The sequence below is a fragment of the Stutzerimonas balearica DSM 6083 genome (genome assembly GCF_000818015.1).
Lineage (GTDB): Bacteria > Pseudomonadota > Gammaproteobacteria > Pseudomonadales > Pseudomonadaceae > Stutzerimonas > Stutzerimonas balearica.
Genome location: NZ_CP007511.1, coordinates 2488963 through 2502267, shown reverse-complemented (window position 1 = coordinate 2502267; position 13305 = coordinate 2488963). Strand labels below are relative to the sequence as shown.

Annotated in this window: 9 protein-coding genes; 3 read left to right on the top strand and 6 right to left on the bottom strand. The window is 65.0% G+C overall.

The features are described 5' to 3' along the window. The first annotated feature begins 262 nt into the window (after window positions 1–262). The 3 genes from pepN (at window position 263) to CL52_RS11265 (ending at window position 6637) form a co-directional block, all read left to right on the top strand. On the top strand, window positions 263–2923 hold the full coding sequence (gene pepN, locus CL52_RS11275) for an aminopeptidase N (protein ID WP_043220664.1): 2661 nt from the start codon (window positions 263–265) through the stop codon (window positions 2921–2923). A gap of 225 nt (window positions 2924–3148) precedes the next feature. Continuing rightward, window positions 3149–4243 carry a WD40/YVTN/BNR-like repeat-containing protein gene (locus tag CL52_RS11270; protein ID WP_052264558.1) on the top strand — a complete coding sequence of 365 codons (1095 nt, stop codon included), beginning with the start codon at window positions 3149–3151 and terminating at the stop codon, window positions 4241–4243. Between the two features lie 18 nt (window positions 4244–4261). Next, window positions 4262–6637, top strand: a complete 2376-nt coding sequence (locus CL52_RS11265; RefSeq protein ID WP_041104957.1) for an efflux RND transporter permease subunit — start codon at window positions 4262–4264, stop codon at window positions 6635–6637. Window positions 6638–6980: 343 nt separating this feature from the next. On the opposite strand, the gene nuoN is transcribed toward CL52_RS11265, so the two are convergent. The 6 genes from nuoN to nuoI all read right to left on the bottom strand — a co-directional run bounded on the left by nuoN (window position 6981) and on the right by nuoI (window position 13300). Further along, the gene (nuoN, locus tag CL52_RS11260) at window positions 6981–8450 is read right to left on the bottom strand and encodes an NADH-quinone oxidoreductase subunit NuoN (protein WP_043220659.1); all 1470 of its coding nucleotides are present in this window, start codon (window positions 8448–8450) and stop codon (window positions 6981–6983) included. A 7-nt stretch (window positions 8451–8457) separates the two neighbouring features. After that, window positions 8458–9990: an NADH-quinone oxidoreductase subunit M gene (nuoM, locus tag CL52_RS11255; RefSeq protein WP_043220658.1), complete on the bottom strand. Its 1533-nt coding sequence runs from the start codon at window positions 9988–9990 to the stop codon at window positions 8458–8460. Between the two features lie 21 nt (window positions 9991–10011). Continuing rightward, a complete protein-coding gene (gene nuoL, locus CL52_RS11250; protein WP_043220656.1) occupies window positions 10012–11856 on the bottom strand; it encodes an NADH-quinone oxidoreductase subunit L in 1845 nt (614 codons plus the stop codon). Then, entirely contained in the window at window positions 11853–12161 is a 309-nt protein-coding gene (gene nuoK / locus CL52_RS11245; protein WP_041104965.1) for an NADH-quinone oxidoreductase subunit NuoK, read from the bottom strand. The genes nuoL and nuoK overlap by 4 nt, the downstream gene beginning before the upstream one ends. Window positions 12162–12164: 3 nt before the next feature. Next, on the bottom strand, window positions 12165–12665 hold the full coding sequence (gene nuoJ / locus CL52_RS11240) for an NADH-quinone oxidoreductase subunit J (RefSeq protein ID WP_043220653.1): 501 nt from the start codon (window positions 12663–12665) through the stop codon (window positions 12165–12167). Window positions 12666–12751: 86 nt separating this feature from the next. Next, window positions 12752–13300 carry an NADH-quinone oxidoreductase subunit NuoI gene (gene nuoI, locus CL52_RS11235; protein ID WP_041104969.1) on the bottom strand — a complete coding sequence of 183 codons (549 nt, stop codon included), beginning with the start codon at window positions 13298–13300 and terminating at the stop codon, window positions 12752–12754. Window positions 13301–13305 lie beyond the last annotated feature (5 nt).

The following is a 13305-nucleotide window of genomic DNA, read 5'->3' as shown; positions in this document are numbered from 1 at the left end:
CCGCCTGACGCCGGCTGCCAGCGTCAAGCCCAGGCTGCTGCCGACGCCGGGCCCAAGCCGTCGCCAGCGCCGTCGCCAGCGCCAGGCTCGGGGTGAGCGGGGCGGAGCAGCCGCGTGGAAAAGGCTTCGCGCGTTTTCCACCCTACAAGTCCCCCGCGACAGGCGTTAAGCTCGAGGCATTGCGGCGCGGCCCCCAGGGCTGGCGCCATCGCCACTTTCCTGCTTGAAGCTTGCCGCTTGAAGCTCAGCCGACGAGGTTTCCATGCGCACCGAACAACCGAAAGTCATTCATCTCAAGGATTACCAGGCACCCGAGTACCTGATCGACGAGACCCATCTGACCTTCGAGCTGCATGAGGACCGCACCCTGGTGCACGCTCAGCTGGTGATGCGGCGCAACCCCGCGCAGGCGGCCGGCGCGCTGCCGCCGCTGGAGCTGCACGGCCAGGACCTGGAGCTGTTGTCGCTCGCGCTCGATGATCGGGAACTCGGCCTGGGCGATTACCAGGTCAGTGCCGACAGCCTGACGCTGCAGCCGCAGGCCGAACAGTTCGTCATCGACAGCACGGTGGTGATCCATCCCGAGAGCAACACGGCACTCGAGGGGCTGTACAAGTCCGGCAAGATGTTCTGCACCCAGTGTGAGGCCGAAGGCTTCCGCAAGATCACCTATTACCTGGATCGGCCGGATGTGATGAGCCGGTTCACCACGACGGTCAGCGCGGAAAAGCAGCGCTATCCAATCCTGTTGTCCAACGGCAACCCGATCGCCAGCGGCGAAGAGGACGATGGCCGGCACTGGGCGACCTGGGAGGACCCGTTCAAGAAACCGGCCTATCTATTCGCCCTTGTTGCGGGCGACCTCTGGTGCGTCGAGGACAGCTTCACCACCATGAGCGGACGCGAGGTGGCGCTGCGCATCTATGTCGAGCCGGAAAACATCGACAAGTGCCAGCACGCCATGGACAGCCTCAAGCGTTCGATGAAGTGGGACGAAGAGGCCTATGGCCGCGAATACGATCTGGACATCTTCATGATCGTCGCGGTGAACGATTTCAATATGGGCGCCATGGAGAACAAGGGGCTCAACATCTTCAACTCCAGCGCGGTGCTGGCACGTGCCGAAACCGCCACTGACGCGGCGCACCAGCGCGTCGAGGCGATCGTCGCCCACGAGTATTTCCACAACTGGTCCGGCAACCGCGTGACCTGCCGCGACTGGTTCCAGCTGTCGCTCAAGGAAGGCTTCACCGTGTTCCGCGACTCGCAGTTCTCCGCCGACATGAACTCGCCGACGGTCAAGCGCATCGAGGACGTGGCTTATCTGCGCACCCATCAGTTCGCCGAGGATGCCGGTCCCATGGCCCATTCGGTGCGCCCGGAATCCTTCATCGAAATCTCCAACTTCTACACCCTGACGGTCTACGAGAAGGGTGCCGAAGTGGTACGCATGATCCAGACGCTGCTGGGCAAGGAGGGCTTTCGCAAGGGCAGCGACCTGTACTTCGAGCGCCACGACGGCCAGGCGGTGACCGTCGATGACTTCGTCAAGGCGATGGAGGATGCCAACGCGGCCGACCTCAGCCAGTTCAAGCGCTGGTATAGCCAGGCCGGCACACCGCGTCTGGCCGTCAGCGAGGAGTACGACGCGGCTGCGCAGACCTATACCCTGACCTTCCGCCAGAGCTGCCCGCCGACGCCCGGCCAAGCGACCAAGGAGCCCTTCGTGATCCCGGTGGAGCTGGGGCTGCTCGCCGCGGATGGTGCCGACATACCGCTGCGCCTGGAGGGCGAGGCGTCGGCCAGGGGCACCAGTCGGGTGCTCGCGGTGAGCGAGGCCGAGCAGCGCTTTACCTTCGTCGATGTCGCCGAGCGTCCGCTGCCGTCGTTGCTGCGCGGGTTTTCCGCACCGGTGAAGCTGGAATTCGCCTATGACCGCGACCAGCTGATGTTCCTCATGCAGCACGATTCCGATGGTTTCAACCGCTGGGAGGCCGGGCAACAGCTGGCGGTGCAGGTGCTGCAGGAGCTGATCGGCCAGCAGCAGCGTGGCGAGGCGCTGGCGATGGACGAGCGTTTGGTCGAGGCGCTGCGCACCCTGTTGGGCAACGAACGACTCGATCCTGCGATGGTTGCCGAGATGCTCTCGCTGCCCGGCGAGGCCTACCTTACCGAGATCGCTGAAGTGGCCGACGTCGATGCCATCCATGCGGCCCGCGAGTTCGCCCGCAAGCGTATCGCCGAAGCCCTGTTCGAGCCGCTCTGGCAGCGTTATCAGGCCAATCGCGCGGTTTCGCGGGAGACGCCCTATGTCGCCACGGCCGAGCATTTCGCTCGTCGCGCGCTGCAGAACATCGCGTTGTCCTACCTCATGCTGAGCGAAAAAGCCGAGGTGCTCGAGGCCTGCCTCGAGCAGTTCGAGCAGGCCGACAACATGACCGAGCGACTCATGGCGCTGGCCGTGCTGGTCAACTCTCCGTTCGAGGCCGAGCGCGACAAGGCGCTGCAGGCATTCGCCGAGCACTTCAAGGACAACCCGCTGGTCATGGATCAGTGGTTCAGCGTGCAGGCCGGCAGCCCGTTGCCGGGCGGCCTGGAGCGCGTTCAGCAGCTGATGAACCACCCGGCCTTCACCTTGAAGAACCCGAACAAGGTCCGCGCCCTGATCGGTGCGTTCGCCAACCAGAACCTGGTCAATTTCCACCGGGCCGACGGCGCCGGGTACGCCTTCCTGGCCGACCAGGTGATCACGCTCAACGCGATGAACCCGCAGATCGCTTCCCGGCTGCTGGCGCCGCTGACCCGCTGGCGCAAGTACGATTCCGCTCGCCAGCTGTTGATGAAGGGGCAGCTCGAGCGAATCCTCGCGTCCGGCGAGCTCTCCAGCGACGTGTACGAAGTGGTCAGCAAGAGCCTGGCCTGAATCACCGTTACCGGCCGGTCGTGCAACGCGGCCGGCCGGCGCGCTGGCCTGTCCAAATCCCCGCACGGTGGGCCCTGCATAACCGGCCCTGATGGCCCGCCAATCGCCACGTCAGAGTTAACAAAACATAACGTCCCGCCAATTGTAAGGCTTCCTGAAAGCTGGCTAGATGATGCTGCCTGGTAAAAACCGGGCCTTACCTAAATAAGAATAAAGGGGGTATGTATGCGTGAGCCCGTTTCGCGGCGCGCTTTGTCCGGCCGCGCTCTGGCTATCGCTCGCCATGCGGTTCCTCGGGGCCCGGCGATAGGCGTGCTATCGCTGTGTGGCGTCATTTCGTTCTCGCTGCTGGGGGCAGCCTCGATCGCCCAGGCGCAGGCGGTTGCCGATCCGCAGGTTCGCTATTCCATCGAATCGCCCAAGGCCGTTTCCAGCCTGTTGCTCGACGTCGTGCGTGCCGGCAAGCGCCTGGTGGCCGCCGGTGATCGCGGGCACATCCTCTATTCCGATGACGAAGGTCGCAGCTGGACCCAGGCCAAGGTGCCGACCCGGCAGATGCTCACGGCCGTCTATTTTGCCGACGAGCAGCATGGCTGGGCGGTTGGCCACGATGCGCTGATCCTCGCTACCGCCGACGCGGGGCAGACCTGGACCGTGCAGTACGAGGAGCGCGAGCGCGAGGCCCCCCTGCTGGACGTCTGGTTTGGCGATGCGCAGCACGGCATCGCGGTTGGTGCCTATGGTGCCCTGCTGGAAACCACCGACGGTGGCCAGCACTGGAACGATGTCAGCGACCGGCTGGACAACGAAGACGGCTATCACCTGAACGCTATTGCCCAGGTCGGCGACCGCGGCCTGTTCATCGTCGGCGAGATGGGCGGCATTTTCCGCTCGCGTGACCTTGGCCAGTCCTGGGAACGTGTCGAATCCCCCTATGACGGTTCCTTCTTTGGCGTGCTCGGCGGCAACGACCCGGAAGTCGTCCTCGCTTACGGCTTGCGCGGCCACTTGTTCCGCTCGACCGACTTCGGTGACAGCTGGCAGCAGATCCGCCTGCAGAACGGCGGCGGCAACGTCCTGGAGGCCGGCCTGGCCGATGGCGCACGGCTGCCGGACGGGCGTGTCGTGGTCGTCGGGCATGGCGGCAGCGTACTGACCAGCGCCGACCAGGGGCGGACATTCTCCTACCACGCGCGTCCCGATCGCCTGTCGCTCGCCGGCGTCGCGGCCGACAACGGCGGCAACCTCGTTCTCGTCGGGCAAGGCGGCGTCCATCTCGCCTCGCCGACCGGCGCAGATCTGGCACAAAACAATAAGTAAGCCGGGAGTTATCTACGCATGAGCCAACATCAGCAACGACCGGCGTCCTTTCTCGAGCGCCTGGTGTTCAACAATCGACCGGCGGTCATCTTCATCTGCCTGCTGATCAGCATCGTGCTGTTCTACCAGGCCGCTCAGGTGCGTCCGGAAACCAGCTTCGAAAAGATGATTCCGCTGGGGCATCCGTACATCCAGAAGATGCTCGAACACCGCAACGACCTGGCCAACCTCGGCAACACGGTGCGTATTTCCGTCGAAGCGGTCGACGGCGACATCTTTACCAAGGAGTACATGGAGACGCTGCGGCAGATCCATGACGAGGTGTTTTACATCCGCGGGGTCGATCGCTCCAACCTCAAATCACTGTGGAGCCCGAGCGTCCGCTGGACCGCGGTGACGGAAGAGGGCTTCGCCGGTGGCGAGGTGATACCGCAGACCTATGACGGTTCGCCGGAAAGCCTCGACGATCTGCGCGACAACGTGTTGCGCTCGGGCCAGATCGGTCGCCTGGTGGCGAACAACTTCAAATCCAGCATTGTCGACGTGCCGCTGATGGAGTCCTACCCGGACCCGGAAAACCCCGCACGGCAGATCAAGCTGGACTACCAGCAGTTTTCCCACGAACTCGAGCAGAAGATCCGCGACAAGTACCAGGCGCAGAACCCGAATGTGCAGGTGCACATCATCGGTTTCGCCAAGAAGGTGGGTGACCTGATCGACGGCCTGGTCGACGTGGCGCTGTTCTTCATCGTCGCCATCGGCGTCACCTTCTTCCTCTTGCTGTGGTTCACCCGCTGCGTGAAGAGCACGGTCGCCGTACTGGTCACCACGCTGATCGCGGTGGTCTGGCAGTTGGGCCTGCTGCACACCCTGGGCTTCGGTCTCGATCCCTATTCGATGTTGGTGCCGTTTCTGGTATTTGCCATCGGTATTTCCCACGGCGTGCAGAAGATCAACGGCATCGCGATCGCCTCGGGGCAGACCACCGATCCGCTGGCCGCAGCTCGCATGGCGTTCCGCCAACTGTTCGTGCCGGGCATGGTCGCGCTGCTCTCCGATGCGGTGGGCTTCGTGACTCTGCTGCTGATCGATATCGGGGTGATCCGCGAGCTGGCCATCGGCGCCTCGCTGGGTGTGGCGGTGATCATCCTGACCAACCTGATCCTGCTGCCGGTGACCATTTCCTACCTGGGCATCAGCCAGAAGGCGATCAAGCAGAGCCGCGAGGAAGCCGCCAAGGATCATCCGTTCTGGCGTCTGCTGTCGAACTTCGCCAATCCGACGGTCGCACCGATTTCGATCTGCATCGCCGTGCTCGCGCTGGCCGGTGGACTCTGGTACGGGCAGAACCTGAAGATCGGCGACCTCGATCAGGGCGCGCCGGAGCTGCATCCCGATTCGCGCTACAACCTGGACAACGACTTCGTCATCCGCAACTACTCGACGAGCTCTGACGTCCTGGTCGTGATGGTCAAGACCGCGCCCGAAGGCTGCGCGCATTACGACACGCTGTCGGCGATGGATGAGCTGATGTGGCGCATGGAGAACACCGAAGGCGTGCAGTCGGCGGTCTCGATGGTCACGGTCGCGCGGCAGGGCATCAAGGGCATGAACGAGGGCAGCCTCAAGTGGGAAACCCTGTCGCGCAACCCCTTCGTGCTGAACAATTCCATTGCCCGTGCCGAGGGCATGTACAACAGCGACTGCTCGCTGGCGCCGGTGCTGGTGTTCCTCAACGATCACAAGGCCGAGACGCTGCAGCACGTGGTTGCGGTGGCCAAGGAATTTGCCGAGGAAAACAACCGCGAAGGGCTGGAGTTCGTGCTGGCGGCCGGTAATGCCGGGATCGAGGCGGCGACCAACGAGGTGATCGCCGAGTCCGAGATCACCATGCTGATCGCGGTGTATGCGGCGGTCAGCTTCATGTGCCTGCTGACGTTCCGTTCCGTCGCGGCGACCTTGTGCGTGATCCTGCCGCTGGTGCTGACCTCGATCCTCGGTAATGCGCTGATGGCCTTCATGGGGATCGGCGTGAAAGTCGCGACCCTGCCGGTCATCGCCCTGGGTGTCGGTATCGGCGTCGACTACGGCATCTACATCTACAGTCGTCTGGAGAGCTACCTGCGCCAGGGCATGACGCTGCAGGAGGCCTACTATCAGACGCTGAAGTCGACCGGCAAGGCGGTGGTGTTCACCGGCATCTGCCTGGCCATCGGCGTGGTCACCTGGGTGTTCTCGGCGATCAAGTTCCAGGCGGACATGGGGCTGATGCTGACCTTCATGTTCCTCTGGAACATGGTCGGCGCCATCTGGCTGCTGCCGGCGCTGGCGCGCTTCCTGATCAAGCCGGAGAAGCTCGCCGGCAAGGTGGGCGACCCCGCACTGGCGGGCTGATCGCAGCCGCTGCACGCAGAGGCCCGCATCGGAAGATGCGGGCCTCTTTGCTTTGTAAGGCACAAGAGGGTCAAAGGGCGCGGTCCGACGCTGCTACCTGAACGGAGGAGGGGCGAAGCGCTGTGCGTCGAATGCTGGCCGATCAGCACAGTGCTGTCTGGCTGCGTGGCGCGTCGGTCCAAGCGGTAAATGCGTGACGGCATTGCCTCGTTGAAACAAGGGGACGCCGGGCGAGCCGCCTGCGCTTCACCTGGTGGCAGGATGACGGGGTAACGGCAGCGGGGCTGATGCGTAAAGCAGAACGCCCCGACGGGCGGGGCGTTCTGGCTGCAGCGCGGGTGAATCAGAGGGCCGCGAGACCCGCCTGCTGCACCAGTTCCAGCAGCGGCTGGGGATAGACGCCAAGGAAGAACGCCAGCAGTGCGATGGCCAGCAGCATCACGCCACCGGCACGCTGGCCCCAGTCGAACGGCGCATCGTGACGGCGCAGCCCCGGCTCGACGAGAAACAGCGTGACCATCACCCGCAGGTAGTAATACAGGCCGATGGCGCTGCCGGCGATGAGCGCACCGATCAGCCACCACTGGCGCGACTCGACACCGGTGGCCACCACGTAGAACTTGCCGATGAAGCCAGCCGTCAGCGGAATACCGGCCAAGGACAGCATCATCACCGTGAGCACTGCGGTCAGGTAAGGGCGGCGCCAGAACAGCCCGCGGTATTCGTACAGGGCATCGGCGTCGCGGCCCTTGAACGGGCTGGACATCAGGGTGATCACACCAAAGGCTCCGAGGCTGGTAAGCACATAGGTGGCCAGGTAGACGCCGATGGCCTCCACCGCCAGGCCATCGCTGGCGATCAGCGCCACCAGCAGGTAACCGAAGTGGGCGATGGAGGAGTAGCCGAGCAGACGCTTGAGGTTGCTCTGGTTCAGCGCCAGCAGGTTACCGCCGAGGATCGAGGCAATGGCGATGAGGCTCAAAGCATCGTTCAGCCAGCCGCCGCTGGTGGCCGGTGAGAGCTGATACAGGCGCAGCAGCACGGCGAACACCGCGACCTTGCTGGCCGTGGCCAGGAATGCCGAGACCGGCGCCGGCGCGCCCTCGTAGACGTCCGGCGTCCACAGGTGGAAGGGCACGAGCGAGAGCTTGAAGCCGAGGCCGATCAGCATCAGGCCAATGCCGGCCTGGACCAGCGGCGAGGCGCCCTGCGCGGCGAGGCTGGCGCCGATCTCGACGAACGCCAGGCTGCCGGACTCGGCATACAGCAGCGCCATGCCGAACAGCAGGAACGCACTGCCGGCGGCCGACAGCACCATGTATTTGATGCCGGCCTCCAGCGAGCGCCTGTTGAAGAAGGCATAGGCGACGAGCCCGTAGACCGGCACCGAAAGCAGCTCCAGGCCGATGAACAGGCCCGCCAGGTGCCGTGCGCAGACCAGTACCAGGCCGCCGGCCGCCGACAGCAGCATCAGCAGATAGAGCTCCTCGCGGTTGCCGGGAAAACCCTCGGCACCGGGCTTCTCGCCCAGGTAGGCGTGCGCCAGGGTCACGCAGGCAAGCGTCGCCAGCAGGATCAACGCCATGTAGAAGTAGGCGAAGCTGTCGAACTGCAACAGGCTGGTGACCTGCAGCGCCACCGGCTGATGGGCGACGGGGATCGAGAGCAGCGCGAGTACCAGGCCAGCGGCACTGAGCACGAAGCTCAGGCCATGGTTGCGCCGCCAGGCGATCGCCAGCATCACCACCACCAGGGTGGCGCTGACGACCAGCAACGGCAGCAGGGCGATGAAGTGTTGTGCAGTGAATTCCATAGCGCGACTACCGGGCCGAAACGAGAGGGGAGAGGGTGGATCCGATCCACTGCTGCACACCGTTCATGGTCGCCAGCGAGGTATCGAAGACCGGCTGCGGATAGACGCCGAGCAGTACCAGCAGCGCGGCGAGCAGCAGGATCATGCCGACCTCGCGGGCGTCCATGCCGGCCAGTGCGGCGTCGCTACGGGCCGGGCCGAAATGTGCGCGATGAACCATCGCCAGAGAGTAGATCGAGGCCAGCACCACGCCGAACGTCGCCATTACCACCACCCAGGGCGCCTGGGCGAAGGCACCGAACAGCACGACGAACTCGCCGACGAAGTTGCCGGTGCCCGGCAGGCCGAGCGAGGCGGCGGCGAAGAACAGGCTCAGCGCCGGCAGCCACGGCAGCCGAGACCAGAGGCCGCCCATCTCGCGCAGGTCACGCGTATGCAGGCGCTCGTAGAGCTGGCCGCAGAGGATGAACAGCGCGGCGGCCGACAGACCGTGGGCGATCATCAGTACGACCGCGCCCTGCAGCGCCAGCTCGCTGCCCGAGTAGATGCCAATGAGCACGAAGCCCATGTGCGAAATGCTCGAGTAGGCCACCAGGCGCTTGATGTCGCTTTGCGCGAACGACAGCAGGGCGCCATAGAAGATGCCGATCAGGCCCAGCGCCATGGCGATCGGCGCGAACTCCACCGAGGCATTGGGGAACAGCGGCAGGGCGAAGCGGATCATGCCGTAGGCGGCGGTCTTGAGCAGGATGCCGGCCAGGTCGACGGAGCCTGCGGTCGGCGCCTGGGCGTGGGCGTCGGGCAGCCAGGCGTGCAGCGGGACGATGGGAAACTTCACCGCAAAGGCGATGAAGAAGCCGAGCATCAGCAGGTACTCGATCGCCGGGGCGAGCTGGGCTTTGAGCAGCAGGGCGTAGTCGAAGGTCAGTACCCCGGTGTTGCTGTAGTTGACCAGCACCAGGCCGAGGATGGCGACCAGCATGATCAGGCCGCTGGCCTGGGTATAGATGAAGAACTTGGTCGCCGCGTTGATCCGCGAACGCTTGTTTTCGTTGGAGCTGTGACCCCAGAGCGCGATGAGGAAGTACATCGGCACCAGCATCATTTCCCAGAAGAAGAAGAACAGGAACAGGTCGAGCGCAAGGAACACGCCGACCACGCCGCCGAGAATCCACATCAGGTTGAGGTGGAAGAAGCCGACGTGGCGCTGGATCTCCTTCCACGAACAGAGCACCGAGAGCACGCCGAGCACGCCGGTGAGCAGGATCATTAACAGCGACAGGCCGTCCAGCGCCAGGTGCAGGTTGATGCCGAAACGCTCGATCCAGACGTGCTTGAACTCCAGCGGCCAGCTGGCGGCGGCGTCCGGGCGCGGGGCGAAGCTGTAGTCACCCGAGCCCCAGAGCCAGAGGCCCAGGCCGAACAGCAGGGCCATGGTGAACAGGGCGATCCAGCGCGGCAGGGTCTGGTCGAAGCGCTCGACCAGCCAGCAGAGCAGGCCACCGATGAAGGGAATCAGGATTAGCCAGGGCAGAATCACGATTGATGGTCCTTGGGCAAGTCAGAGCAGAACGATGCCGAGCAGTAGCACTGCTCCGCCGACGAGGGACACCGCATACCAGCGCAGTCGGCCGGTTTCGCTGCGGCTGAGCAGCGTGTGGCTGCCTTGCGCGGTGCGCGGAACCAGGCCGATGGTGGCGTCGATCGGGTCGCGCGCCAGCAGCCGGCAGAGCAGCAGGTAGGGCTGCACGAAGAGCTTGTCGTAAAGCCAGTCGAAGCCCCAGGCGGCATACCACCAGGCACCCAGCAGACGGCCGGGGGCACTCTGCGCGACGGCGTTGACCAGGCTGCGCCGGCCGAGGAACAGCAGCGCCGCGAGGACGATGCCGGCCAGGGCGATGGCGCCGGAGGCGATCTCCAGGCTGTGCTTGGCCTCGCCACCGGCATGGCCGAGGCTCTCGGGCAGCACGCCGGCCAGTGGTGGCGCGATCCAGGCACCGACGAAGGTCGACAGCACGATCAGCACCGCCAGCGGAAGGTTGTGGGCCAGGCCGTGGCCGGCATGCGCCTGGGTCTTCGCCTCGCCGTGGAAGGCGGTGAAGATCAGCCGGAAGGTGTACAGCGAGGTCAGGAAGGCACCGGCCAGGCCCGCATAGAGCAGGCCCTGGTGGCCGCTGGCGAAGGCCTCCCAGAGAATCTCGTCCTTCGAATAGAAGCCGGCGGTGACCAGCGGCAGCGCGGCCAGTGCGCAGCCGCCGACGACAAAGCTGGCGTAGGCCAGCGGCAGCTTCTTCCACAGCCCGCCCATGTTGAAGATGTTCTGCTCGTGGTGGCAGGCGTGGATCACCGCACCCGAGGCGAGGAACAGCAGCGCCTTGAAGAAGGCGTGGGTCATCAGGTGGAAGATCGCTGCATCCCAGGCCTGCACGCCAAGGGCGAGGAACATGTAGCCCAGCTGGCTCATGGTCGAGTAGGCGAGGATGCGCTTGATGTCGGTCTGCACCAGCGCGGCGAAGCCGGCCAGCACCAGCGTCACCGCGCCGACCAGGCCGACCAGTTCGAGCACTTCGGGCGCCAGCAGGAACAGGCCGTGGGTGCGGGCGATCAGGTATACGCCGGCGGTCACCATGGTCGCCGCGTGGATCAGCGCCGAGACCGGAGTCGGGCCGGCCATGGCGTCGGCCAGCCAGGTCTGCAGCGGCAGCTGGGCGGACTTGCCCACCGCACCGCCGAGCAGCGCCAGGGTCGCCAGGGTGATCCACAGGTCGCCTTCGGCGAAGCGCTGCGGCGCCAGCGTCAGCAACTCCTGGATGTTCAGCGTGCCGAGCTGGACGAAGAGGATGAACAGGCCGAAGGCCATGAACACGTCACCGACGCGGGTGACGATGAAGGCCTTCATCGCCGCGTTGCCGTTCTTGCGTTCCTTGAAGTAGAAGCCGATCAGCAGGTACGAGCACAGGCCCACGCCTTCCCAGCCGAAGTACAGCAGCAGCAGGTTGTCGCCGAGTACCAGCAGCAACATGCTGAAGATGAACAGGTTGGTGTAGGCGAAGAAGCGCGAGTAGCCTTCCTCGCCGCGCATGTACCAGCTGGCGAACAGGTGGATCAGAAAGCCGACGCCGGTGACCACGCCGAGCATGGTCAGCGACAGGCCATCCAGGTGCAGGCCGATGTCGGCGCGAAAGCCCGCGACATCGAGCCATTGCCAGAGCAGCTGGGTATGCACGCCCGCGGCGGGCGGCGCGACATTGAACTGCCAGATGATCCAGGCGCTGGTCAGGGCCGAGAGGCCCACCGAGCCGACGCCGATGATCGCCGCAAGGTTTTCCGACAGCCGCCCGCGCGAGAAGGCGAGCAGAAAGTAGCCCAGCAGCGGGAACGCGAAGGTCAGGGGTAGTAGGTTCATCCGTGCATCTCGCTTGCGGCGTCGACGTCGAGGGTGTTGAAGCGGCGGTACAGCTGCAGCAGGATCGCCAGGCCGATGGCCGCCTCGGCCGCGGCCAGGGTGATTACCAGGATGAACATGATCTGCCCATCCGGCTGGCCCCAACGGCTACCGGCCACAACGAACGCCAGGCCCGCGGCGTTCATCATGATTTCCAGGCTCATCAGCATGAACAGGATGTTGCGGCGCACCATCAGGCCCACCAGGCCCAGGCAGAACAGCACGGCGGCGACGGCCAGGCCGTGTTCGAGCGGTATGGCTTGCATGCGTTACTCCTTCGCCTCGTGACGGCCCAGGTGATAGGCGGCGACCAGCGCGCCGAGCAGCAGCAGCGAGGCCAGTTCGACGGCCAGCAGGTAGGGGCCGAACAGGGCGACGCCAACCTGCTTGGGCTCGATGCTGGTTGCGGCCAGGGTGGCGTTGCTCGGCTCGCTGAACAGCACATAGAGCAGTTGCGCGAGCAGAACGGCGGACAGCAACGAAGGTCCCAGCCAGACCTTTGGCGTCAGCCAGGCGCGTTCCTGCTGCGCCACCGCTGGGCCGAGGTTGAGCATCATCACGACGAAGACGAACAGCACCATGATGGCGCCGGCGTAGACGATGATCTCCAGCGCGCCGGCAAAGGGCGCACCGAGGGAGAAGAAGCACATGGCCACCGCCAGCAGCGAGATGACCAGATAGAGCAGGGCATGCACCGGGTTGCTGGCGCTGATCACCCGAAGGGTGGCCACCACCGCCGCGCCGGAGGCGAAGTAGAAGGCGAATTCCATGGGTCAGGTCCTCGACGCGAAGGCCACAGGCGCACCCGGTGCGGGGCGCCTGACGGAGCGGAGCAGGCAAGCGATACGGCACGGGGTCATGGCAGCAACCCCTTGACGTTGATCGGCTCGGCCTCGGCCTGGGCCGCGCCCTTGGGCTTGCCGGCGATGGCCATGCCGGCGACGCGGTAGAAGTTGTAGTCCGGGTTCTTGCCGGGGCCGGAGATCAGCAGGTCTTCCTTTTCGTAGACCAGGTCCTGACGCTTGTACTCGCCCATCTCGAAGTCCGGGGTCAGCTGGATCGCGGTGGTCGGGCAGGCCTCCTCGCACAGGCCGCAGAAGATGCAGCGCGAGAAGTTGATGCGGAAGAATTCCGGGTACCAGCGGCCGTCCTCGGTCTCGGCCTTCTGCAGCGAGATACAGCCGACCGGGCAGGCCACCGCACAGAGGTTGCAGGCCACGCAGCGCTCCTCGCCGTCGGGGTCGCGGGTCAGCACGATGCGACCGCGGTAGCGTGGCGGCAGGTAGACCGGTTCTTCGGGGTATTGCAGGGTGTCGCGCTTGCGGAAGGCATGGCCGAAGACCATCACCAGGCTGCGCAATTGGGTGTAGGTGCCGTGCAGCACCTCGCCGATGTACTTGAACATTGCGT